At 66.7% G+C, this 23,901-nt stretch carries 13 protein-coding genes and 4 pseudogenes; 8 read left to right on the top strand and 9 right to left on the bottom strand.

Going from position 1 to position 23,901, the window contains the following annotated elements; translation table 11 throughout:
* Nucleotides 1-47: 47 nt before the first annotated feature.
* Genes drmB through ACFU5O_RS11370 form a run of 4 tightly spaced genes read right to left on the bottom strand, consistent with a single transcriptional unit; the run spans nucleotide 48 to nucleotide 11,233 of the window.
* Nucleotides 48-1,850, bottom strand: coding sequence for a DrmB family protein (gene drmB, locus ACFU5O_RS11385; RefSeq protein ID WP_384239009.1), 1,803 nt, complete (start codon nucleotides 1,848-1,850; stop codon nucleotides 48-50).
* Nucleotides 1,831-5,010 carry a helicase-related protein gene (locus tag ACFU5O_RS11380; protein ID WP_384239007.1) on the bottom strand — a complete coding sequence of 1,060 codons (3,180 nt, stop codon included), beginning with the start codon at nucleotides 5,008-5,010 and terminating at the stop codon, nucleotides 1,831-1,833. The genes drmB and ACFU5O_RS11380 overlap by 20 nt, the downstream gene beginning before the upstream one ends.
* Nucleotides 5,007-6,524, bottom strand: coding sequence for an NERD domain-containing protein (locus tag ACFU5O_RS11375; protein ID WP_384239005.1), 1,518 nt, complete (start codon nucleotides 6,522-6,524; stop codon nucleotides 5,007-5,009). Before ACFU5O_RS11375 ends, ACFU5O_RS11380 begins: the two co-directional genes overlap by 4 nt.
* A complete protein-coding gene (locus tag ACFU5O_RS11370; RefSeq protein ID WP_384239003.1) occupies nucleotides 6,521-11,233 on the bottom strand; it encodes a sacsin N-terminal ATP-binding-like domain-containing protein in 4,713 nt (1,570 codons plus the stop codon). The genes ACFU5O_RS11375 and ACFU5O_RS11370 overlap by 4 nt, the downstream gene beginning before the upstream one ends.
* Nucleotides 11,234-12,797: 1,564 nt before the next feature.
* Between ACFU5O_RS11370 and ACFU5O_RS11365 the strand changes: the two genes are divergently transcribed.
* Nucleotides 12,798-13,364, top strand: coding sequence for an SUKH-4 family immunity protein (locus tag ACFU5O_RS11365; RefSeq protein ID WP_384239002.1), 567 nt, complete (start codon nucleotides 12,798-12,800; stop codon nucleotides 13,362-13,364).
* 20 nt (nucleotides 13,365-13,384) lie between these two features.
* On the opposite strand, the pseudogene ACFU5O_RS11360 reads toward ACFU5O_RS11365, so the two are convergent.
* Nucleotides 13,385-13,648: pseudogene (locus ACFU5O_RS11360) on the bottom strand (site-specific integrase); the annotation flags it as partial.
* Between the two features lies 1 nt (nucleotide 13,649).
* Here ACFU5O_RS11360 and ACFU5O_RS11355 point away from each other — a divergent pair.
* Nucleotides 13,650-13,868 (top strand): annotated as a pseudogene (locus ACFU5O_RS11355) (NUDIX hydrolase); the annotation flags it as partial.
* Between the two features lie 57 nt (nucleotides 13,869-13,925).
* On the opposite strand, the gene ACFU5O_RS11350 reads toward ACFU5O_RS11355, so the two are convergent.
* Nucleotides 13,926-14,318, bottom strand: a complete 393-nt coding sequence (locus ACFU5O_RS11350) for a hypothetical protein (RefSeq protein ID WP_384239000.1) — start codon at nucleotides 14,316-14,318, stop codon at nucleotides 13,926-13,928.
* 677 nt (nucleotides 14,319-14,995) lie between these two features.
* Entirely contained in the window at nucleotides 14,996-15,259 is a 264-nt protein-coding gene (locus ACFU5O_RS11345; RefSeq protein WP_384238998.1) for a DUF6959 family protein, read from the bottom strand.
* A 1,182-nt stretch (nucleotides 15,260-16,441) separates the two neighbouring features.
* Between ACFU5O_RS11345 and ACFU5O_RS11340 the strand changes: the two genes are divergently transcribed.
* The 4 genes and pseudogenes from ACFU5O_RS11340 to ACFU5O_RS11325 all read left to right on the top strand — a co-directional run bounded on the left by ACFU5O_RS11340 (nucleotide 16,442) and on the right by ACFU5O_RS11325 (nucleotide 18,179).
* Complete coding sequence (locus ACFU5O_RS11340; protein WP_384238997.1) at nucleotides 16,442-16,909, top strand: hypothetical protein; 468 nt, start codon at nucleotides 16,442-16,444, stop codon at nucleotides 16,907-16,909.
* 9 nt (nucleotides 16,910-16,918) lie between these two features.
* Nucleotides 16,919-17,095 carry a hypothetical protein gene (locus tag ACFU5O_RS11335; RefSeq protein ID WP_384238995.1) on the top strand — a complete coding sequence of 59 codons (177 nt, stop codon included), beginning with the start codon at nucleotides 16,919-16,921 and terminating at the stop codon, nucleotides 17,093-17,095.
* A 291-nt stretch (nucleotides 17,096-17,386) separates the two neighbouring features.
* Nucleotides 17,387-17,779: pseudogene (locus tag ACFU5O_RS11330) on the top strand (transposase); the annotation flags it as partial.
* Nucleotides 17,769-18,179, top strand: coding sequence for a DUF3592 domain-containing protein (locus tag ACFU5O_RS11325; RefSeq protein ID WP_384238994.1), 411 nt, complete (start codon nucleotides 17,769-17,771; stop codon nucleotides 18,177-18,179). The pseudogene ACFU5O_RS11330 and the gene ACFU5O_RS11325, both read left to right, overlap by 11 nt.
* A 200-nt stretch (nucleotides 18,180-18,379) precedes the next feature.
* Here ACFU5O_RS11325 and ACFU5O_RS11320 read toward each other — a convergent pair whose 3' ends face one another.
* Both ACFU5O_RS11320 and ACFU5O_RS11315 read right to left on the bottom strand, forming a co-directional pair.
* A complete protein-coding gene (locus ACFU5O_RS11320) occupies nucleotides 18,380-20,332 on the bottom strand; it encodes a potassium transporter Kup (protein ID WP_384238993.1) in 1,953 nt (650 codons plus the stop codon).
* Between the two features lie 198 nt (nucleotides 20,333-20,530).
* A pseudogene (locus ACFU5O_RS11315) lies at nucleotides 20,531-20,679 on the bottom strand (diaminopimelate decarboxylase); the annotation flags it as partial.
* Between the two features lie 536 nt (nucleotides 20,680-21,215).
* On the opposite strand from ACFU5O_RS11315, the gene ACFU5O_RS11310 reads away from it, so the two are divergent.
* Both ACFU5O_RS11310 and ACFU5O_RS11305 read left to right on the top strand, forming a co-directional pair.
* Nucleotides 21,216-21,551 carry a hypothetical protein gene (locus tag ACFU5O_RS11310; RefSeq protein ID WP_384238991.1) on the top strand — a complete coding sequence of 112 codons (336 nt, stop codon included), beginning with the start codon at nucleotides 21,216-21,218 and terminating at the stop codon, nucleotides 21,549-21,551.
* A gap of 917 nt (nucleotides 21,552-22,468) precedes the next feature.
* Nucleotides 22,469-23,686, top strand: a complete 1,218-nt coding sequence (locus ACFU5O_RS11305) for a glycosyltransferase (protein WP_384238989.1) — start codon at nucleotides 22,469-22,471, stop codon at nucleotides 23,684-23,686.
* Nucleotides 23,687-23,901: the final 215 nt, after the last annotated feature.

Below are 23,901 nucleotides of genomic sequence, written 5' to 3'. Positions count from 1 at the left end.
GATAGCCGCTCTGCGGCCCCAAGCATGCGCTACGGGGCCGCAGATAGTCACCTGAGCCGTCGGACGTCCGTCAGGACGTCGTCCAGCAGTCCTCTCACGTCGCTTCCGCCCAGGACCAGCTGTCGATCCAGTAGCCGGTTTCCGGTTTCGCAGGAGGTCTCACTCACCAGGGAGCACCCGTGGCAGGCCGAGAGGTTCAGCTGTGAGGCTCCCTGACGGTCGCTTTCGATGCAGACCGGGTCGTTGGAGCAGAAGTCCGCGTCGTCCAGGGCTGCCACTAGGAGTGGGATCAGCTTCTTGGGATCCCCGAGCCTGACGAGACCGCCGAGAGTCCCCTGGGCGTCCCCTGCCGCGGTATAGATCAGGATCCCGGCGGTCTTATCCGTCCGGTCGGAGTTCGCATAGATCCTTTCCTGCAGTGAGGCAGACGCGTAGCCGCTGGCGAACGCCAGTCGCCGGATGAGCAGGTGCGCCAGCGTGTGCAGGGCGATGTACCTGGGTTCCGGCACGTCGAGGCGGCCGGCCCAGGGAGAGTCCGCCCTTCTCTTCTTGAGGATGCCGGCGCGTGCCTGCACCTCCGGCTGTGCCTCCCATGCGGCGAGCTTCTCCTCGTGGACCCGCAGGAAGATTCCTTCTCCGAACAGCTCGATCGCCGGGTAGGTGGGCCGATACGACCGGTCCGATCCCAGATCGGCGTTGATCAGAGTCGCTTCCGCGTCGTGGCGTCGGAATCCTCGCAGGGCACGGACCTCCCGGACCCGGCGTACCTGTCCGATGCCGCTGATCTTGGCGAGGAGGCTCTGCGGTCCCGCGAGCCCTTCGAGGCTTCTCCCGTCGACGACGAAGTCGCTTGCCGTGCGGTCGCGCCCTTCATCGAGTTTCTTAAGGAACGCCGACCACTCACCGTCCTTCAGATCGAGCAGCAGCTCGCCCGCGGGGCTTTCCTCCCCCGCCGCGACGCCGAGGACGGTTTCCGCCGTCACTCCGAAATCATCGGCGATCAGCTGCGCCAACACTTCCGACTGGGGTCCGCCGTTGTCGGTCACGACTTTCCCGAAGAGCATGTGACCACGGATCTTGTCGGCCATCTCCGCGGACTGCGGGCGCTCCTCCGGGATGTCGAGAGCCGAGATTCTGTCGGCGATGTAGTTGCCCGTGGCACCGCGCTGCACGGCGACCAATTCGTACGGGCAGGGCTTCTTGACGGAGTTCTCCGGCTCCCAGGGCTGCCGTCCTGCGCAACGGATCCCGTCCTGGTGCAGGGCCCCCTTCGTCACAAGTTCCGCGAGCTTGCGCTCGTTCTTGCATCCGTAGCACTTCACCACCAGGGCAGCGAGACCTTCGCCGCGAGTGGCCAGCTTGTGAAACCGGAGCGCCTTGTAATCACGGCAGAAGCGGACTGCTTCGTTCAGGCTCGCCGCGCGCCCACGATGCGCCCACTGGAACCAGTTGATGTCCTGGATGTGGCTGCCCTTTTCACAGACGGCTACATATCGCATCGGTACGAGCGCGCCGCCGCACTCGCAGGTGTTGCTCCACTTGCCTTTTTTCCTACCGGTCAGCTTCGAGAGCTTGTCGCAGCGCTCGCAGAACCGCCAAACGGGAAAGCGCCAGTACGGCAACGCAGGAGTTTCCTTTGCGGCCCGGCTCGCGTGTGCCGGCGGTTGTCTCAGAACACCGGCACCGAGGCGGGCCATCAGACGCTCACAGCTGATCTCGTGGGCGAACTTCTTGTCCCACCAGGACGTGTCCGGCGCCATGAGCGACTCGCCTCGCACGTCGACGATCGCTCCCACACCGAACGGTGAGATCGTCTCGGAGAGGCGCAGGTCATGCCTGATCTTCTCCATGGTGCACCTCCTCCTGCGGTTCCTGGACCTCGACCGCCACGTTGGGCTCCACTGACCTCATTGAGTCTGCGACAAGCCACCCCTCGCCGGGCTGGCCGAACTTCTTCAACAAAGCTGCCTGGTCTTTCTTCGTCCGCTGGTAGTACAGGGGCTCATTCGACTGCCGTGCCTGGGCTGCCCGTCGGTCCCAGTCCCTCAGGAGGCTCCATACCGCGGAGCGTGTTTCCGGGGCTTCGAGGCCGTCGGCGCGCGTCACGTAGCCGAGGAACCGTTCCACGAGTCGATCGACCGCTTCGCGGATCCTGTCGTCCCCGAGGTCGAACCGACCCGCCGCTTCGTTCGGGGCGAAAGCGGTGAACGACTGCCGCAGCAGTGCCACGAGCGCGCCGGCGAGCGATCGCTCGCGCGAGGCCAGCGACCACGGTGTGACGCTGGTGGGCTCCACGCTCCGGTAGAGGGCCTCGTGGTAGCCGCGGAAGGTCTCGAAGTGCGACCGATCACGGGCCCTTCCCGACCGGAACAGCGTGACGACGACGCCCTTCGTGTCTCCACGTCCGACACGGCTCGTGGCCTGGATGTACTCGGCCGTGGTCTTCGGCTGCCCCACCATGAGCATCAGCGCGAGCCGCGGGATGTCGATGCCCACGGAGAGCATGTTCGACGAGAGGACCACGTCGACGGCCTCGGGCGACTCGTCGGCCCTGATCCTGAGCGCGCGGAGATCGTTCGGCAGTTCCTCGGCTCCGCGACGGCTCGTCAGTTCCAGGACCTTCCCCGCTCTGACGGGCCGCAGGGGGAAGCCGAGCCTCTCGGCTCGGGGCTCCAGACGACCGTTGACGTCGTCGACGACCAGCGTCCCGGTACGTCCGAGCTCACGAAGACTGTTGTGGTACATGACCAGCGTCCAGTACGCGTCCCGTGACGCGGCGGACGGGGCGCGGACGGCGAGCGCCTCCGGCATCTCCACCATGGGGGTGACGGCTGCGATGACGGCCGACGGCTGCGAGACCGACTGCGGCATCAGGCCGATGTAGAGACGTCCTTCTCCGCTTTCCACCGGGCGGGAGAAGAAGGTCCGGTCGTCGTCGAGTCCCGATGGCGGATACAGGGCGACCTCACGGCCGTACAGTCCCTCCACCTGCTCCTCGGACGCGCGGATGGTGGCCGTCGAGGCCACGATCTTGGGACTGGAGCCCGACCGGCTCAGCAGGAGCTGGATCACCGCGTCGAAGACGGCGACGGTGGTTCCGAGCGGCCCCGAGAGCAGGTGTAGCTCGTCCTGGATGATCATGGACGGTTGCCTGAAGGCGGTCCCGAAACCGAGCAGCCTGCCCGCTTCCGGCCTGAACTGCAGACGCGCGAACTTGTCGACGGTGGCCAGGAGGATCGTGGGCGGTTCCTTGTACAGCACCTCGTCGACGACCGCGAGCGGGAGCTCGCCGGCGAAGTCGCACGACGCGTCGACACAGTGGAGCACGACGTCCACGCCCTGCAGGCGCATGCCGTAGTCCTCTGGCTTGTCGCTCCTGAGCCTCGGCACCAAGGGCGTCAGACACCATGGGCAGCTCTCGACCTGGAATTCGTTCGCCTCTTCCGGGCGCGCGGCCTTCTGAAGCCGCTTGAGTGCTTCACGCGCCTCTACTCGCGTGCCGGGGGTGACTTCGTTGCCCACCCACAGACCGATCGAGAAGGACGCCATGCCCTTCGCCCGGTCGTCCGTGGCCCGCAGCCGCTCCATCGCGCAGACCAGTGCCGCGGCCCGTTGGAACTGTTGAGAGGTCAGGAGCCGCAGGGTGTAGCGGGTGATGACGGCGGTTCCCCCGCCGGCCGTGCCGTGTGCGAGCCGTCGGCGGAACACCTCGATCGCGGCGAGACCCAGGTATGCCTCGGTCTTGCCGCCACCGGTCGGGAACCAGATGAGGTCGACGAGGTCCCGATCCTTGTGCCCCTCATCGACGGTAGAGGCCAGCGACACGAGCAGGAAGCCGAGCTGGAAGGGTCGCCACCGCGGCTCCGGCACCTGCTCCTCCGGCTTCCCGCGGTTGATGGACGCCTGCCGCATCTGAAGACGCATGGCGGCCATGCCGAGTGAGAAGGCCGTTCGAAGGTCCTGTTGTCCCGGCGCCCGGAGGAGGTCTATGCCTTCCCTCATCCTGTCGACGGCGTCCTGCGAACGCCCGGCGATGCGGACGGCCACGGCCCTCTCGTCGCTGAACGCCTCCGCCCGTTCCATCTGGCGGGAGGCCCAGCCGGCGAACGCCTCGAGGAAGGCGTCCAACGATCGAAGGACCGCTTCGGGATACTTGTCGATCTGCTGGAGGTGGCCCAGCTCCAACGCCTTGGCCTCGGCCGTCCCTTCATCGAACCCCGTGGTCTCGACGGCGGGCACCACGAAGGCCGGCACGGGATCGAGGAAGACCTTGGCACAACGGTCCTCCGCGAACTCCCAGTCCGCGGCCATTCCGTGCCCGACCGCGTAGACCTTCCGGTTCCGATAGCGCAGGCGCAGCTCGGCAGCTTCAGGGTCGGTGTCGATCGAGCGCGTCGTGTCGTACTCCAGGATCTCCGCCCCGGCGGAGGGAGCGGCGGCCAGGTGGACCTGGAACAGCGTCCGAGGAATGTCGAGTCGATCGTCGCCCGTGGACTCGGTCAGGACCCTTACGTGGACGGTGACCAACGAGTCGCCCTGGAAGTCGCGCCAACGCGACCCGATCTCGACCGAGACACCGCCCAGGGAAAGGCGCTCGGGCCCCTTCCCCCGGCGGAGGTCGAGGCCGTCGACGGAGAACGGGGTACGCCGCCACCTGGGCGGCCCGTCTTCCTCGACACCGGCGTACGTACCGCACGAGAAGTCAACGTCGACGGAGTCGCCGTCGGTGACGAAGGAGAGCGCGACGGATGAGGGCTTCCAGTCCTCGGCCAGGGGAACTCCGGCCCCACTCTCCTCGACATCGCCGTCGGGGACATCGGCCGATACCTCTTCGTCCGTGTTCCCGTCGCCGTGAGATCCCCGTGCCTCGGCCTCGACCGGGAACAGCATGCCGACGGCGTACTGTCGGTGAGGCAGGTTCGCCGTGACCTCCTCGTCTCCGGCCTCGGGCCCCAGGTAGGAGGCTCGGAGATGGTGGAGGGCCTCCTTTTGGGCGGCTGTGAGGTTCACTTCCCAACCTGCTTTCGAAGAAGATCCTGGAGGCGCTTCTTGTCGTTCTTGGACGCGACCACGTGGAGCGTGATCCGCGCCCGCGTGACGGCTACGTAGAAAGCGGCGAGCCCCCGGTCGTCGTATTCCTGGGGCAGGTCGCAGACGATGACGTGCTCTGCTTCCAGCCCCTTGGCGTAACGGGGGTTGGTCACGAGGAATCCGGCCTCGGTCCTGTGCGGCTCGGCGTCCTCGGACACACTGATGACCCAGATGTCCTGGCGGCGTGCCCCGTTCGCGACGAGGTCGCGAGCCACGGCCTCGGCGGCGGCGACACCGGCCGTCCCGTCGGACCACCGCCATTCCACTCGGTCGCCATGGACGATGCCCGGGTCCCCGACGTCGGCGCCGAGGTACTCCTGCACGACGTGGACGATCGCACGGGTGTTGCGCACGTTCCGGTCCAGGTCGTACTGGAGCGCCTCCTGCTGGACCAACTCGCAGACGTCCGGGTCGAACTCACCGTCGACGCGTGCCTGGTTGTTGGGGTCGAGGAACATCCTCCACCGGCCGCCTTCTCGACCCCCGCGGATCACGGCGTCCAAGGCGTCCATGCCCTCGGCGTTCATGAGGTCCTGTGCCTCGTCGACGAAGACGACGTCGTACTGCTTGTCACCGGACAGGTCCGCGAACGGAAGGAGATCGACATCTCTGCCCTCGATCCGCGGACCGAAGAAGTCGACCAAGGCGGGCGAGTGGAAGGTGATGAGCACCGACTTCCCTTCGCCCGCCTCCTGCTTCGCGCCCTCCGCAAGCACCAGGGACTTCCCGGTGCCCGCGCCACCGAAGACGAGCATCCTCGGGTTCCGGGAGAGCGCGGCCAAGACCCTGGCCTGTCCCTCGGTCGCTCGATTCTGCTCCTCCAGCACGGCGCCCCGCTGCGCATCGATGACGGGCATCCTGGTGAACTCACCGAAGAGGCGCGCCCGAAGAGTCTCGGACCGGGCGACTCTGATTCCGTAGGGAGCGGGCCTCGCCTCGCCGGCAACCTTCTCGAAGGCTTCCGTCAGTGCGGCAATGCTCATCTGCTCCTTGGCCCACCAGTGGCTTCCCTTCCATTCGACGGCTGCCGGAGGCGCGTCTATGTCGGGGGTGAGGGCAACGGCCTCGGCAGCGAACCAACCGACGCCTTCCTCCTGGAGGATGTCGCGCAGCGCGTACATCGCCGACTGCGCCTGGTCCATCGGCGACTCGCGCAACTTCTTCCAGTCACCGTGGCGGTCGATGGAGTACCAGACGCCGTCGTACTTCCTGACGCCCCCGCCCTTGACCTCGACGATGACGACGACGCCGTTCCAGAGCACGACGAAGTCCGCTTCCCCCTGCTGCTTGACCGCGTGGCTCCGCAGCTTCACAGAGTGGAAGGCGACGGCGTCGGGGGGACCGTCGATCGCTCGCAGCAGTCGGGCCACCCGCCGTTCGGCGTTGCTGGTGGTGGTCGCCTCGATGTCGGCGAGATCCGGTATGAGGATCATGATCCCTGCTTTCGCCAGAGGCCCTCGTAGGCACGGAATCCGAGGAAGTCGTTGACCGCGCCGAAGTTGTCGGCTACGTCCACGATGAGGCATTCCTCCTTGCCGCCGTTCTCCGGACCACGCAGACCGCGGCCGGCCATCTGGATGTAGGCGCTGGGACTGAACGTGGGCCGCGCGATGTACAGCGCCCGGACGCCGGGCGCGTCGAATCCCTGGATCAGCAGGTCGCAGTTGGCCAGAACCCTGATCTCGTTCCTCTTGAACCTCTCGATGACGTCACGGCGCGTCTGCCGTCCGGTCTGGCCGCTGACCGCCTCGGCCGCGACCTTCCGGTAACGCAGTGTCGCGGCGAGGACCTGGGCGGACAGGACGTTCGGCGTGAACACGAGGATCGGCCATTCCGGATCCCGCTTCAGGATGTCGTCCACGAGGATCTTCATGCGGGCCTGGTCCCGACCGATGCGGTCGAGGACCTGGGGTTCGAGTTTGCGCAGGGACCGCACCTGTGCGAGTTCGTCCGGCTCCAGCGCGACTTTCACGCCGTTCAGCACTTCGTGTCGGACCCTGGCGAGGACACCTCTCTTCGACAGCTCCGGGTAGGCGTTGCCGTCGAAGGCGCTCATCTTGTGGTGACCGAAGCGGGCCGCCAGTTCCTTCGTCGGCTCGGTGACATCGCCGCTGCCCTTGAACGGCGTCGCCGAGATGCCCACCAGAGGCCGTTCCCAGCTACGACCGTCGACTCCGAGCCACCTGAGGATCTTCGTGTACATCTTCGACCCGCCGGCCCGGTGCGCCTCGTCGATGAACACCGCGGAGGCCCTGCTCAGCCACTCGTACTCAGGAGTGTCGGCCACCCGGTCGAGCTTGGCGTCAGTGGCCACGACCACACTGAACTCGGTGTCGGGTTCGTGGACGACGTTGGTGTTCCAGAGCCGGCCGATCGTCAACGGACGCTCGTCCCCGAGCCAACGCCAGACGGTGCCGAACGTCTGCACTGCCTGCTCGCAGAGCTCCTCCGACTGCGCGATCCAGAGCACGGTTCCGCTCATGTCGCCGTCGACGAACAGCCGCAGCACGGTTTCGGTGGCCACCCGCGTTTTCCCAGCTCCCGTCGGAAGCTCCACCATGCCCTTGAGCGCACGACCGTCCCGTCCCCGGGACGTCAGGACCTCCTCCAGTTCCTCCCTGATCTTCTCCTGGAAGTCATGCAGGGGCTTGAGCTTCACGGCACCGGGCACGACGAACTCATCGTCCTGGTGCCGGGTGCGACGCCCGGCGTACTTGGCGCCGAACCCCATCTTCCGAAGCCAGGCGACGGTCGACGCTCCCCCCGCCCATGTCGTGGGAACGTCCGTGTACCCCTCGGCGCTGAACTCCTCCGCGAGAAGCTTGATCGAGTCGCTGCCGTAGACGGTCAGGAAGAGCTCGGCGACGGACGTGGAGCCGTCCACCAGGCCTTGGCCCTCAAGTGCCTGCCAGAGTCCCTTCGGCAGGTTCTCCTTCAGCGTGTCATCACCGATGTAGATCGCCAGCCGCTCCACGTCACTGGACGCGGCCCGGGCGTCCTGCCGTTGCGTCTCCAGGTGTTGGTCGACGCGTGCCTGGAGGATGTCGCTCAACTCGGCGTTCGACAGGCGCAGGTCGAATGCCTCGTTGACGAGCTGCAGGACACGACGTTCGTCGAGTTCTGCCTGGACCACCAGGGTCATTCCCTGACGGTGCCACTCAAGCGACTGATCCTCGACACCGTCCTCTGTGGTCACACGCTTGGTGATCTGAACGGCCTTCGCCACAGTCGCGTTCGTGACCTTGTCCTCGACCAACGTCGAACGCAGTCCGGTGTACAGGTCGAGGACGCGCTCCTCGACCTGCCGACCGTCGACCAGGAGCGAGAAGGAGAAGCTGTCCTCGAACCGTCGGCATCCGACCACTTCGACGAACTCGTTCGCTTCGTCCTCATCCACCTTGAGGTACGGCTTCTGCCTCAGGTTGAGGAACTCGCGTTCCTCCTCGGTCGTCGCCAAGTACACCGCGTCGGGTCGCCTCCTCTCGATGGCACGTCCCACCCGGGCGGGGATGAACATCGGATGCCCCTCCGGGAATGCGCACCGACTCGCCGTGAGGACGAACCCCGTCAGCGCCACGTTGCTGATCGGCGAGGTGACCTCCGCCTCGAGCGCTTCACGCAGGACCTCCGCAGGGACCTCGCCCAGATCCTTGGGCAGCTTCAGAGCGTCCTCGACGTGGCGCGGTCCTCGGAAGAGAGGAAGAAGGGCCTCGTACTCGACGAGCGACGCCGAGACGACGCGACCAGGAGCCCGGTGGCCGCGATTCGACTTCAGCAAGCCGGCCCGACCCGCCGCCCAGCGGACAGGGGACAGGACCCGGTGGCTGAGCCCCGTGTCGATGTCGGTGCAGAGCCAGTGCCCCAACTGGTCGAGTCTCAGCAATCCTTCCGTCCACCGCTCGCGTAGGGGTTCGGGCGCGCCCGCCTCCTGCAACATCAGGAGCGCCGAGAACGGACCGGGGCCCTCGCCCCTGTCGAACTCAACCTGCTCGACGGGGCGTTCTCCGGGCCCGAGCCTCCGGTTCACCTCGTCCAGCACGTACTGGCAGTAGTCCTCGAAGTGGACCTCGTCCTCGAGCGAGTACGAGCCGACCGGCTCGGTGATGACGCCTGCCGCGTGTGCGAGCTGGGGAACACACTTCGTCCGGTCCAAAACTCGATCGGGAGCGCTGTCGCCAAGGCCGTCGATATCCAGCACGTACGTGGGTGGAGCCCAACCACCGTCGCGCGTCGGAACTTTGAGGGCGCCCGCCTTGTTACCCGCCACGACCTTCTGTGCCTGTGCCATGGGCACATCGGTGGCAGCGTCCCAGAACTTCGGGAGCTCGTCGTCCTCGGCCTCCGGCGACAGCCTGGCCATCCTGGCCTCGAACATCGAGAGAGGATCGAGGTCCCGGAAGCCTCTGTCCCCGAGCTTCTTTTCGACGCCGGGAACGGCCAGGAAGTCCGGATCGACGAAGCACGCTCCTTCGATGTCGACATCCTCCGCACGATGGAGGAAGACTCGGTCACGGTCCTTGATGGACAACATGCCACCGGTCGTCGGTATGACCTTCGCAGGACCGAAGCCGTTGGGATTGCGCAGCACGAAATCGAGCGCCTTCGCTGCAGAGGCCGCGTCGGGCCCCTCCGCCCACTCACGCAGCCAGGACAGGACACCTCGCTTGGGGATCCTCTCCAACGCCTTTAGATCATCTCTGGGTCGTGAGTCGGCGAATGCGGTGGAGACGCTGCACACGTAGAGCGCCCTCAAGCGAGTCACACGCTGCTGACCGTTGGCATAACAACGCCAGTGCGGCACGGCGTCGTCTGTGTGGGGCGACTTGATCCACTCTTCGTGGTCACGTTCGGACGCCTCACTGACGCCGAAGTCGAGGGGGCGGAGCTCCGGCGGCGTGCGTAGCATGCCGGTCGCGTCGGGGATCAGAGCCTTCTCACAGCCGAGCTGCGGAACATGGGCGCAGAGAATCTCGTCGCCGAACGAGTGGGTCTCACGGCCACGCGCCGGCATGTAGTCCAGGTGTGCTGCCGGATCGTCGACGGACGAGACCTTCGGCAGCATGTCGAGAAACATTCCCGAGAGAGTCACGAGGATCTCTCGGTTGTACGTGTTCGAAAGCAGGGTGGTGCGGTCGTCGTTGACGCTCCAAGGGGCGTTGAAAAGTGCGGACGCCGATGTCCTGTCCTGGAGCGGGAAATACGACCAGAACTCGCCCGTTCTCCGCTGTGCGAAGCGGGCCGGCATCGCAACCGTGACCTTCATTCGGTCACGTGACACCGCTTCGCCGACTTCGATCCGAGCCTCGGGACTGGGTGCATGCATTCGGTTGTCGACGTACCACTCTTCGTGGTCATCGTCTGGACGCTCGATCCGAAACCTGCCGTCGCCCAGCTCCCGCGACACATGACTCGTCACGAAGTTCGCGTCGGCTCCGATTACCCGGAGCCGAATCTCACGCACCGAGTTGACGAAGAGAAGGAACTCGGACCGAAATTCCTCGATCTCCTTCTTGAGATTCTCCAGCCTCGTCGCATGTGGCAATCTGACTATCGTCACGGCCCACTCCGCCAGCTCGGCCAGGATCGGGTCCTTGACGAACTCGACCTCCGCGTCGATCCGGGTCAGGGTCCTTAGGACCGGAACCCTCTTGGAGGCGGGCGCGATCGTCGCGATCGCCGCCTTCGCCTTCGACGAGTTGAACTCGAAGGCGACCGATCGGCTGAACACCTGTGGAGTATCGGTGACCGCGAGCACCGACTTGAAGCCGAGCCCGAACCGCCCGATCTCGTCACCTCGCTTACCACTGAGATGCGCATGGGCCAGTGTGGTGAGGCCGCTTCGGGAGAAGGGACGGCCAGCGTTCGCGCAGTACAATGTCTGGCGGTCAAGATCGAGGACGATCTCGACCCGCCCTGCTCCCTCCTCGTGCTCGGCAGCCCCCGACATGGCGTCAGCCGCGTTCTGCACCAGTTCCAGAAGCGTGCGATTCGAGTAACCGCCGACCCGGATGGACTCCTCTTGGTTGGCGTGCTCCGTGATCAGGTTCGGATTCGCACGATACGAATCAATCGCCCGCCCGAAGAGGTCATCAACCTCGCGGACCAACCCGGCGTCGGGGACCCACTCGACACGTTTGTTCATCACGACTACACCGCCTCAACTGCTGTCACCACGGAGCGCCACTGACAGCCCTGCATTTACGTGGCTCCTGAACTACGATCGCCGCCCTGATTCCGTTAATGCGTTTCATCGCACGCCGTCGGATCTGCTGCGGACAGTAAGAACGGCCACCGACAGGTCGGCTTTTGTGGCCTTGGCGGACGAGCCGTGGCCATCCGGCGTCCGAGCGTCCAACCTGCTGCAGGTCGAAGGAGTTAGGGCCCTAACCCTCTCTGCAACCAGCGCGTCCTGATGTCAGCGATCGGGTTTACAGGCTGGCATCGCGCATTCATTGCCGGGGTCAGCCGAACGTATCCCTGCTCCAACGTGCCAATATCCAGGGTGAATGCAGACCTCAAGCCACTGAGGCACGGCCGACTCCCCTGGAAGGGGAAGCCTTCGACATCGACCCTGCATGGACCGCGCCGCGGGAGTGGCTCTGCCAGTCCCAGCGGGGTGCAGCCGGGTCTCCTCGTGTGTGACTGCAGGATCAATGAAGCGCCCAAGCCCCCCGCCTGACCCCCCGCCAGGCACGCACGACAACCTTCACGAGCCCCCCTCATTCATGGAGCTTAAGCGTTCAACAAAATGCCACGGCAGGGAACCCCTGTTACCGATTCGCAACTTACGTGCGACATACGGGGCGCCGCGAACAGAGGCGTCACGCCGTCAGGGCGTTAGCCTGACAGGCAAAATGCCTCGCACCGGGAGCCGCCTCGATCGAACCCACTGACCACCTCAACGGCGACCGCTGCCTAGCGCCACACCTCGGTGGCCTATGAATCGATCTTCACAAATCCCCGTGTTTGTACCCTGTTCAAGATTTCAGGAACCCCTCAGGAAGCGGAAGCAGTTTTGCCAAATCAGCTCAGACCAGTGGGGCACACCACCGAGGGAGTGCGCCCCTTGTGCGCCCCCTAACACCCGACCGGATCACGGAACAGCTCACGGCATGCGGCACAGCGAAGAGAATCGCGCTCGCTGCGGCACGGGTGACGGTCTCCCAGTCCTGGGTCTCGTAGCGGGCGGCGCGCTCACCGTGCCAGGACTCGGGGCTCAGGACCGTCAGCGGCTGGTTGCCGGTCCACTGGGCGGTGAGAGCACAGACGGCCTCAGGCCGCCAGGGCGGGACGCGCGCGCTCATGGCGGGGTAAGGCCAGCGAGAAGACGGACGGGCACCGGCGAACGTTTGCTGTGGACTGGCTGTGGACGATCTTCGCCTCGGCAAGCCCATGAAAGAGCCTGACCTGCAAAGACGTAGTGGTTCTCAACGGCCTCCGGAGCCGTGTGCGCAGGTTCGAATCCTGCCGGGGGCACCTTGGATTAGGTGCCCAAAGACCCCGCCATCAGCGCTTCTGCTGGGGACGGGGTCTTCGCGTATGTGCAGCCGTATGCCGCTCGGAGCGGGCGTATGTCGGGGGGCTGTGGACTATTCGTGGACAGGATCTTGCGGCATCGGCGCAGGTCAGTCCCGGGAACGACGAAGGCCCTCGGACGGGTTCAGGCGGTAGGGTGCCGCCTCTCAATGGATGGTTGGGGGCGCTTCGTGTCACTGTTCTACGAGGATCTGCTTCATGAGGATCTGGTCGACTGGGCCGGTGAGGGGAACGTCGAGCGGGCAGAGGCCGGGACCGTCTCACGCTGGCACCTACCGGAGCAGGACAAGACCGTCCTCGTCAGCGTCGGCGTGCCGGTCGTTGACCACGGTTTGATCTCTCACGTCTGCTTCCAGCCCGAAGCAGAGCCGACTCTACAAACCGGCGACGGCGAGCTGCTCTATCTGCTGGCCGAGAAGCGGAACCCCTTCCCGTCAGGGACCATGACGTGGTCCTTCGGTGCAGAGCCGGGTACTGGCGTCGTCTATTACGTCATGCCAGACGGCGATGCCTGGTTCGCCAACTCCTCGATCACCTTGTGGGTGCAATGCCTGCACCACTACGGCCTGCGCGTCGACACCTGTGATCTCCTCCTTAATCCGGATTGGCACGAGGAGGAAGCCGTCCTAGCGGAACTCAACAAGCTCGGTGCCGAACTGGAGGAATTCGACCCAGCCGCTTTCGAGGGTTACCGCGGCTTCATCTGGGCGGAGTTCCTCAGCCGCTGGCTCTGGTAGGCCCCGCTGCGCAACACGGATCACTCGTACTCTCGCAGTAGTTCTTCGATCCGCCGATTTGCAACTTCCTGCCTGCCGTCGAGGCACTTCGCGTACCGCCTGAGCACTGTTGCCCGCGCGCTCGGCCACCTCGGTCGCGTCCACCCGGCATTGAGCCACGTGGAGAGCGCAGAGTGCCGTAGGTCGTACGGGCGCCGTGCAAGCGGCGAGGCGACCACGGCCGGCGGGAGCGCCAGCGTGCGCGCTTCCTGCCAGGCCCGTAGTGGGTCCACTCCCCCGTTCTCCCCCGCGCACGTCATGGCGTACGACGACGGCGGGGTGCGGCAGCAGTTCTCGATCTGCTTCACAGCGGAGATCACTGGCGGTGAGCTCCGCACCAGCAGCGAGAGCAAGGAAGTCGCGTTCGTACGGCCGGACCGGCTCGACGAGCTGAACATTCACCCCACGGTGCGGATGCGGATTGATCACGCACTTGAGGACCGAGCCGAACCGTTCATCGGCTAGCCGGTTGCCGGCCCCAGTGCGGGCGATCCTGTAGAGAGCGCAGGCACGAGGGCGCGATCACTTGAAGATGAAGTCCGCACACGCGACGATCGCCGAGATTACGCCCACAGCCACGCCCAGTGTCGCGCTCATCTGCTGTCGGTCCTGCATAAGCGCAGTACGCGGCCCCTGAGTTTCCCCTCCAGCCCCGCGTAGTGCCTTCAAGCCTTGCCACTTGTGTTCACGAATCCAGCACCCGCGTAGCAGCCCTTGGGCGTTGTTGCGGCACCGCCCTTGCCGCCCCATGGCGATGCATCTCAGCGGCGCTTGCAGAAGGAAGTAGAGGACGGCTGCTGCGGCTGCCAGGATGAACACTTGCGGGCCGATCACGTCTCCTGCCCAAGCCAGGATCCCCAGTACGAGGACCACGACGCCCCAACGCTTCTTTAGAAACTCCCCAAGCCCACCCATGGCGATGGACCGTAGGGCATGTACCGCGGCACGGGTAGACCGCCTCCAGGCAGGCACGCGTCAGCCAGCTAGCAGCCCGGGCCATCTCCTGAGCCCCTGGGGACTCCGGTTCTGTCCTCTGGAAGTCAGCTCAGGCGAGCCTGGACTCGCGCGATCAACGAGATAGGATTCCCGCCGCTAAGCGATCCAATAGCACTCTCTTCCTGCCGGGAAGCGAGCCACCAGAAAGGGTTTTCATCAATTTGCGGGACGTTATCCTGAGGATTTCGCGCGTCGACTCAATTGTTCAATCGAGTCGATGAACGTATACATCGCCGAACTGCTGGGCGTCGACCATCATGGGTGGTTGAAGCTCTTGACCAAGCGGACCGGTCACGATTGGCGGTACTGCCTGCGGGCCGCTTTTGAGATCTGGCCCGCGAACTCGGAGAACAGGGTGCAGGCTAGTGCGCTCGTAGGGGGAGTCGTGCAAGCGTTGCAGGGGGTGCCAAGGATCATTGAGTCAGTGCCGCAGTCATCCCACCGTGTCCGATGCGTGCCCGACGATGCGGGAACCACAGCCAGTGGGGTTGGACCACGCAATCAGGGTTGAGTCCGGCCCTCGTTGGGCCTGGTCAGAAGCTATATCGGGCCGCAGAGGCGCGATGATTCCCAAGCTCAGAGCCCAGGCGGTGTCACTAAGGCCGCGGAATCTCGTGGGCCTCGAGCGCAGCGGAGTAGCGCGCGGGCGGCGCGTCGAGGTCCGTCAGGAGAAGGCCGGCGGTCTCGCGGGCTTCAGCCACGTCGCCGCGGCTGATGGCCTTCATCACTTCAGCGACGTCGCTGCGGAGGATGGAGAGAGAGTCACCCTGGATCAGTATCCCGGGGAAGCGGCGGCCGGGCAGGCGCACCACGGCGTTGTTGCCACTGTCCGTGAACAGCTCAGCCTCGACACGCTTCACGCAGCTATCCAACCTGACATCACCACATGACATCAACGACTACGAACAGATGCGGCGTTGAGCGATCGTGAGCGGTCATGCGCCAGGCGGTCAGGTGCTCCCCAAGGCCAGTCCGCTCGAACTTGCAAAGCAGATTTCGGCGGTTCGAAACCGTCCGCGCCCACCAGCTAAAAGTGACGACCGCCGCAGCACACGGTATGGCTCCCTACATTCCTCGCTCGTGCTCACGCACGTAGGTGTAGCCCCGGGCCACCTCATGGGGACCGGCGAGGCCGGCTCTCTGATGATCTAATCGGTAGGCGGCCTGCGCCTCCGGGCCGGCCTCCTTTCCGAGGTGGCCTATGCGCATCAGATGTCCCGCAACACGACGGGCGTGTGTGCCGTACTCGCCACGCCCGTCCGCAGCCCGAAGGTCCTCGCGGTCCGCCGCACGCAGAGTGGGGGCGCAGCAGAGCAGTTGAAGGGGTCTCTCAGGTCGCCGTGCCGGGTAGTGGAGCCTCCCGCCGGTAGCCAAGCTACCCCGGCTCCCGCGTGAGTACCCCATGTGACAGGAGTCGTTCGATTGCCGGACGAATCTTCGTCATCGGCGGCCGTTCCGGCCGGCCACGTTCGATGGTGTTCCGGACCAGCGCTTCGTCGGGGAGGCCCGGATGTCCTGCCCTCCCTCAGCCCTCCCAATTGCGGCAGCGCCTCGGGCAGAGTGCGAGTCAGATCCCGGAGCGCCGTTCCACAAGGGAAAGAGATGGCCGGATTGAGGGTGTAGGCACCTCCCGCTCAAGCGGACTTCATCAGCCCCACCCCCGGGCAGCGAAACTCCCGGAAGTTGCCGGCTTGAGCAGGTCGCAGAGCACGCGATCGGGCCGGATTGCCTTGGCGGAACAGTTTTTTGAGTCGGCCAGTGATGTCCGGTGCAGGTGAGCATGGTGCGTTCTGGCCATCCACGCGCGGGCACCACATCCGCCAGCCTAGTCGAACTAGTGTGCCCTTACTGTCCGGGCGTGACCGGCCTGGCAGGCAACGGAAGGGAACACCTAGCGTGCAACAAAGACCCTGTCCAAGGCGGCCGTTGGATTAGCCGCGGCCACTGTCCTGACTTTCAGTACGTCCCCTGCCGTGGCGGCACCGCCCGTTACGGGCACGTCGGACTCCTCGCCCGGCTACGTGATGGTCGAAGGACATCGCGTGATGCAGGGGACGACGATCGGGGAGTGGGGGAAGACGAAGGACGGCGAGCTGTTCTCGTACACCTACAAGGCGGGGGAGGCAAAGCCCGCTGGGGCCCCGGCCGCGCCAGCTGCCGCGAGGTGCTCCGTCTACATCTCCGACGTCAAGTTTCTCGGCGGCGGCGCCAACGCGTGGTTCCAGTGGGAGACGTCGCAGGTCTGCAGCGGCTCCTTCGGCACCCAGAAGCTCCAGACACAAATGTGGCGCAGCTCCTGGAGCGGCCCGCGAGGCTACAACAACTGGCGCAGCTCGCGCTCGACCACGAACAACTTCATCGACTACGGGTGGTCGTCGGACTGCAACGACGGCGGCGGGACCTACACCTACTACCCTGTGATGAAGGGCTACGCCAGCGGTATCGGCTGGGGCCCGACGACCCGCTCCGACAATGAACTGCGCAAGGGATGCGGGACCAGGCAGCCGTAAGGAGGCCCTATGGTCGACAACCCCCCAGAGCGGTATCCACCCGAGGGAATCCCGCTCGGGCGCAGTGCGGACAACATCTGGTTCGGCCCCAGCTACTCCACCGAGACGCCGCGCGCCCGGAAGCTGTGGTGGCGGATCAGGGACGTTCTGCACTGGCCCGTGAAGAACAGCAAGGGTCGGCACTGATGACACTCCCGTCCCAGTGATCTCGCTGGACGGACACGCTTTGACGACCGGCGGTGGGCCCCCTCCCGTGGCGCTTGGGAGGGGGCCCACATCTGTAGAGGTCCATTGGCCAGCCACGGCCCGACAGGCATCAATTGTGCTTGATACATCAAGTTCGCTCTATGATTCCGTGGGCACGGAGCGTCGTGAAGAAGAAGCGGTGCGGGTCGCAGACCGACCGACCAGGAGGGGCAGAAGCTGCAGCAGATCGTGCGCCGGGGAAGTGTGAACTCGGTGCGCTATCGGCGGGCGATGATGCTGCTCGCGTCCGCCGGCGGGAACCGTGTCCCGGTGATTGCCCAGCTGGTCCAGGCCGACGAGGACACGGTGCGGGACGTGATCCACCGGTTCAACGGGATCCGCCTGGCCTGTCTGAACCCTCGATGGGCGGGAGGCCGTCCCCGCCTGCTCACCCCTGACGACGAGGACTTCGTCGTCCAGACGGCCACCACCCGCCCCACCAAGCTCGGCCAGCCCTTCACCCGCTGGTCGCTCCGCAAACTTGCTGCCTGCCTGCGCCGCGTGCACGGACGCGTCATCCGCATCGGCCGGGAGGCTTTACGGTGCCTGCTCCGGCGCGGCGGCACGGCCGCCGCCGTGGCCCTACCGTGGTGGCGACGGAAAGGGGCGGGCGATGGCGAACGAAGTGACGTGGGCGGTGGTGTGCGCCGCAGTGGCCGTACTGCTGCTGGGTGTGGCCGGCCGGGAGGCCCTCGCCGTCCGCAGACTGCGGCGCGACGGGATCGTCACGCGGGGCGTCGTGGTCGGCGAGCAGCACCTCGACGACTCGGACGGGCATCTCTGGGTGCCCGTCGTCGCGTTCCACGACGAGCAGGGCAAGCGGATGGAGTTCACGCCCCCGACGCACGGCAGCCGTCGCCGTCCGGTAGTCGGGCGCGAAGTCGAGGTCCTGCACCTTCCGGGGCGGCCGGAGACGGCGCGGGTACGCGAGTGGCAGCACATCACGGGGTCGGCGGTGTACCCGCTGTTCGGAGCGGCGCTCTTCCTGGGCGGGGCAGTGCTCGTCGTCCTGAAGTCGTCGTAGGCCGAACCCTCTTTCGTGCAACTGGAGTTGCCACCGAAGGAGCGCGAGTACATCCGTGACCGCATCCCCTCGAAGGCCACGAGAGCGCGCGGAAGAGCGGCAAGGCCATCGGTCGCGCGGGCGCCAACGACGGCGACATGCTGCCAGGACCAGGACCGGGACCAGGACGTCAGGAAAGCGCTGGTGACCGGGTCAGGTGCTCACACCTCAATGTGCGAGCCCATGAGGACCGTCCGGTCGCGGGGCAGGCCGAAGTACTCGGCGGCGTCGGCGGTGATGTAGGACGTAGCGATGAACAGCCGCTTGCGCCAAGGCGCCAGTGTCGGCGCCTTGCCGCGCCGAAGCTCGATCTTCGACAGGAAGTAGGACGCCTCGTCGAGCTGCAACCGCCCCTCCGTCGTGGCAGGGTCGAGCATCGCCAGTACGCCGGGCACGTCCGGTGTCTCCATGTAGCCGAACCGGGCGGTGACGTGGATGATCCCGTCGTCGGCATAGCCGAGATCGTCGACGACGCTGCGCTGGTCGTCCGGAACACGGGGCACGGGCACGGTCTCGAGTGACAGGATCACGACCTGATCGTGTCGCACGTGGTTGTGCTCGACGTTGGCCCGCATGGCCAGTGGCGCGGTCTGCTTCCCACGATTGAGGAAGACGGCCGTGCCGGGCACGCGGAGCGTTGACGCCTTTCCGTTGCGCAGTGCTTCGACGAACTCGCCCAGCGAGCCCTCCTGTCGTGCCCGCTCCGCGGTGACGATCTCGCGGCCGCGTTGCCAGGTGGTCATGACGGTGAACGCGACGAGGCCGATCAGCAGCGGCAGCCACGCGCCGTGGACGAGCTTGGTCAGGTTGGCGGCCACGAACAGTAAGTCCACGGACAGCAGCACGGCGGCGCCGATGCCGATCAGCCACAGCGGTGTACCCCACTTCGCGCGGGCGACGTAGAAGAACAGCAGGGTGGTGATGGTGATGGTCCCGGTCACCGCCATGCCGAACGCGAAGGCCAGCGCCGTGGAACTGCGGAAGGCGAAGACCAGGGTGAGCACCGAGACCATCAGCAGCCAGTTGATCCACGGGACGTAGACCTGGCCCACGGCGGACTCGGAAGTGTGCGCGATCCGCAGCCTGGGCAGGTAGCCGAGCTGGGCCGCCTGGGAGGCGACCGAGTACGCGCCGGTGATCACCGCCTGGGAGGCGATCACGGTCGCGGCCGTGGCCAGCAGGATCATCGGCCATCGTCCCCAGTCGGGCACGAGCAGGAAGAACGGGCTGCTGATGCTGTTCGGATCGGCGAGGATCAGCGCGCCCTGGCCGAGGTAGCTGAGGACGCATGCGGGGAAGACGAGGATCAGCCAGGCGCGGGTGATCGGTCGGCGGCCGAAGTGCCCCATGTCGGCGTAGAGCGCCTCGGCGCCGGTGACCGCGAGCACGACTGCGGCCAGGGCGAAGAAGGCGGTGCCGAAATGGCCGAACAGGAAGTCCACCGCGTAGGTCGGCGACAACGCCTTGAGGATCTCCGGGTGGTCGACGATGCCGACCAGGCCGCACGCGCCGATGGCCACGAACCAGGCGATCATCACCGGTCCGAACACCCGCCCCACTGCCGCGGTTCCCCTGCGCTGTACCAGGAACAGCGCCACGATGATCACCGCGGTGATCGGCACGACCAGTTCTTCCAGCGACGGCTGGACGACCTTGAGCCCCTCGACCGCGGACAGTACGGAGATCGCCGGGGTGATCATGCTGTCGCCGAAGAACAGCGAGGCGCCGAAAATACCCAGCGCCGCCAGTACGGCGGTGGCCCGCCGCCCCCGTTGTGCGCTCCACCGCCGCAGAAGAGTGATCAGCGCCATGATGCCGCCCTCGCCGTCGTTGTCGGCGCGCATCGCCAGCAGGACGTAGGTGACCGTGACGATGATCATCACCGACCAGAAGACGAGCGAGACCACCCCGTACACGTTCTCCGTGCTGACCGGGACGGGATGCGGGTCGCTCGGGTTGAACACGGTCTGGAGGGTGTAGATCGGGCTGGTCCCGATGTCGCCGAACACCACGCCGAGAGCGCCGATCACCAGCGCAAGGCGCAGCGTGTCGTGCGTGCTCGGACCATGAGCTGCCGACGGCGGCGATGCCGATCCGTCATCCGAGCCGGTCACGTGCCGACGATTGGTCACGACGATCCTCCTCGGCGCCGGCCGGATGCCCGGCGTATCGTGCCGGACGATACCGGTCCGTCACGCAACCACCGGTAGAACACCCGCACGCCAGGGCAGGATTCGGCACGATACGGCAGAAGGATCTTCCGGTTGACGGGCGCCTCCGGTCCGCCGGCCTCTCGGAGGCGCCCCTGCCGGTCAGAGGCCCATGTCGCGGCTGCGGAGGTCGTCCAGGGATTCGCCTCGTACCAGGAGGCGGGTGTGACCGGCGTCCACGGCGACCATCGGCGGTCGTCCGACCAGACCAGGTTGTAGCCGGAGGCCATGGACGGGTGGTAGGCCCCGGCCGTACTCCGCCTGGGTGTGGCAGTCGGCCTGGGGCGGTGCGACGGCCGAGCGGATCGTAGGTGTACTGCCGGTGGTTGCCGTCGGGTGTGGTCACGTCGGTGAGACGGTCCTCGGCGTTCCAGGTGAAGGTCCCTGTGCGTTGCTGCCCGCTCAGCAGCTTGCGGGTGCGGCGGGCGAGGCGGCCTTGAGCGGGATTCACGGGGAGCTGCCGCTGCCTGCAGGGATGAGGAGCAAGCAAACCCTGAAGTCGGCATCGCGCAGGTCAGGGCCCAAGTCGCCCCACCTCGCTCCTCAAGCGGGTGTCGCACACCGGTTCCCCGGCCGATGTCCGGCACCCGACGCGCGTTGAACTCCTGCACGACACCGATGTGCGGTTCCAGATCGCTGCGGTCGGAATCGAGCGGATCGTAGATCTCGGCCGGGCGAGGGTGTCCGATAGACCGCGTCAGTCATGCGGCCGGAGGTATGCGGAGGACGCGGAAGGGGTGCCCTCCCCAACAGCGGGAGGGCACCCCCAAGGAGGTCAGCGGTGGTCGTGGCGGTCGTAACCCCAGTGGTGCCGGTGGTCCCCGCGGTGGTGACCCCAGCGGCCGTCGCGGTGGTCGCGGTGGTGACCCCAGCGGCCGTCGCGGTGGTCGCGGTGGTGACCCCAGCGGTGGTCGCGGTCGTGGCCCCGCCGGCCGTCGCGGTGGTCGCGGTGGTCGCGGTCATGGCCCCGCCGGCCGTCGCGGTCGTCGCGGTCATGGCCCCGGCGGCCGTCGCGGTCGCCGCGCCCGTGGTCGTCACCGTGGCCGTGACCACGGTCGTGCGTGGCATGCGATACCACCGAAGGCGCGGTGGCGGCGCTGGCGCCGGTGGCGCCGCCCAGTAGGACGGCGGCCGCGACGCCCAGCGCGGCGGCAAAACGGGAAACGCGCATTCCGTGCTCCTTTCACGGCAGGTGCCTGATGCGCCTGCCTGGGTCGGACTCGTTGATGTTGACATCCGAAATGCACCAATAAGTCCGAGGCATCACCAAAGGCACCCCATGTAACGAAAAATCGTTTGGCCGGGAACTGGCGCCCGGCGTGTCGGCGTCACGCGCGCACGCGTACCGGTGGCCCGCTCCATCCATCAGGGTGAACGTGCACCACATGATCTTGCCGAGCTCGCTTCCCTACCACCCACCTCTTCGCGAGCGCCTCCACCAGCAGCAGCCCCCGCCCCGACTCGTCCCGCTCCGCCGCCCCGTCCGGCACATGCGGGAAGGCGCCAGCGCCCGTGGACCATCCGTGGACAGGAAACCGTCGAGTACACAGAAGCAGCCCTGACGACGGTGATGGGTCGACCAGCGCTGGTGTCCCAGCTGTCCGGCTGTCCGGCTAAGCCTGTGACCTGGCCTCTTGCCGCTCGCATGAAGGCACTGGCTGGGTGGGGAAGTTCAAGGCCAGGCTGACGATGGAACGGGCCCCGAGGACCGAGGACGAAGCCGTGCGATTCCGGGAGACCATCCCCATGGGCCTGATCACCCCGGGGACGGCATTGGGCAGTTCACCGTGGTGCGGGCCAGGAACACCATGGACCAGCTAGGTGCCCTGTGCGCATGGATGGTTTCCGGGCCGACCTACCGCCGTACGCGGCGCGGCTTCGCAAGGAGTTGTCCGTCCACTGCGGGCGATGAAGGGAAAGGCGAGTGCTCACTCCCTTCCATGATCAACATATAGCGCACCGGGGGGCTTGCGGCAAGGCCCGGGTCGTACCGCAGAATCACCCACCGAAGCCAGGACCTGCGGAAATGAGAATCACTAAATGCGTGTGTTGTTGTCGACGTACGGGTCGCGCGGGAGCCTCGAACCCATAGCGGGACTCGCGGTGCGGTTGCAGGAACTCGGCGCGGAGGTGCGGGTGTGCGCGCCGCCGGACGAGGAGTTCGCGAAGCGCCTGGCCGAGGTTGGCGTGGAGATGGTGCCGACCGGCCGGCCGGTGCGCCCGCTGGTGACCACGGTGACGCCGGGGTCGGCGGTGGGCCTGGCGCAGCGTGCGGCCGAGTTGATGGCCGCGCAGTTCGACACGGTCGCCGCGGCGGCCGAGGGATGTGACGCGCTGGTGGCGACCGGCCCGTTGCCGGCCACGGCCGGCGCGCGGTCGGTGGCCGAGGAACTGGGCATCCGCTACGTACACGCGAGCCACCAGCCGGTCAGCCTGCCGTCGCCGCACCGCCGCCCGCCCGCGCGGCGGGGCCGGCCGTTGCCACCGGACGTGACCGACAACCGGGCGCTGTGGGACCTGGACGCCCGGATCGCGACCGCGATGTTCGGCGAGATGCTCAACACCCAGCGGGCGTCGATCGGCCTGCCACCGGTGGACAACGTCCGCGACTACGCCTTCACCGACCGCCCGTGGCTGGCCACGGATCCGATCCTGGCCCCGTGGCAGGAGCCGGCGGACCTCGACGTCGTGCAGACCGGCACGTGGGTCCTGACCGACGAACGCCCGCTCCCCGCCGAGTTGGTGGCATTCCTGGACGCCGGCGCACCACCGGTGTACGTGGGCTTCGGCAGCACGCCCGTGAGCGCCCCGGAGGACTTCGCCCGGGTGGCCGTCGAAGCGGTCCGCGCACAGGGCCTTCGCGCGGTCGTCTCCCGCGGCTGGGCCGACCTGGCTCTCATCGACGACCAGGACGACTGCTTCGCCGTCGGCGAGGTCAACCATCAGGCGCTGTTCCGCCGAGCGGCCGCCGTCGTACACCACGGCGGCGCGGGCACCACGGCGACCGCCACCCGGGCCGGCACGCCTCAGGTGGTGGTACCCCAGGGGGCGGACCAGCCGTACTGGGCCGCCCGCGTGGCCGACTTGGGCATCGGCACGGCACACGACGGCCCCACCCCGACCTTCGAGTCCCTGTCGGCCGCGCTCAGGACGGCCGTGACCCCCGAGACCCACGCACGAGCGAGGGCCGTGGCCGACACGATCCGCACCGACGGGGCGACGGTGGCCGCGAAACTGCTGCTCGACGCCGTCGGCTGAGAAAGGCGCCGGTGTCCGCGTGAACCACGCGGGATCGCCCTGCCAGGGACGGTGCCCGGCGCCGGGCTGCACCGCCACCGTCAGCCGTCCCGGCGGCCGGTGGCCGGTGGCCGGTGACCGGTGGCCGGTAGCTCCGGCGGAACCTCCTGGGCGGCACGCAAGAGAACGCCCGCCTGGCAGGCCCGCCTGGAACTCGGCGGTTTCCGTCAGCCCGT

Source organism: Streptomyces sp. NPDC057445 (genome assembly GCF_042802855.1).
Taxonomy (GTDB): Bacteria; Actinomycetota; Actinomycetes; order Streptomycetales; family Streptomycetaceae; genus Streptomyces.
This window is presented reverse-complemented; position numbering and strand designations above follow the sequence as displayed.

What these genes read in the sequence shown, in the direction of transcription:
- ACFU5O_RS11350 (WP_384239000.1), bottom strand. Translation starts at nt 14,318, where the DNA reads ATGGGTGGGCTTGGGGAGTTTCTAAAGAAGCGTTGGGGCGTCGTGGTC.
- ACFU5O_RS11335 (WP_384238995.1), top strand. Translation starts at nt 16,919, where the DNA reads ATGGTCGACAACCCCCCAGAGCGGTATCCACCCGAGGGAATCCCGCTC.
- drmB (WP_384239009.1), bottom strand. Translation starts at nt 1,850, where the DNA reads ATGGAGAAGATCAGGCATGACCTGCGCCTCTCCGAGACGATCTCACCG.
- ACFU5O_RS11375 (WP_384239005.1), bottom strand. Translation starts at nt 6,524, where the DNA reads ATGATCCTCATACCGGATCTCGCCGACATCGAGGCGACCACCACCAGC.
- ACFU5O_RS11370 (WP_384239003.1), bottom strand. Translation starts at nt 11,233, where the DNA reads ATGAACAAACGTGTCGAGTGGGTCCCCGACGCCGGGTTGGTCCGCGAG.
- ACFU5O_RS11325 (WP_384238994.1), top strand. Translation starts at nt 17,769, where the DNA reads ATGGCGAACGAAGTGACGTGGGCGGTGGTGTGCGCCGCAGTGGCCGTA.
- ACFU5O_RS11305 (WP_384238989.1), top strand. Translation starts at nt 22,469, where the DNA reads ATGCGTGTGTTGTTGTCGACGTACGGGTCGCGCGGGAGCCTCGAACCC.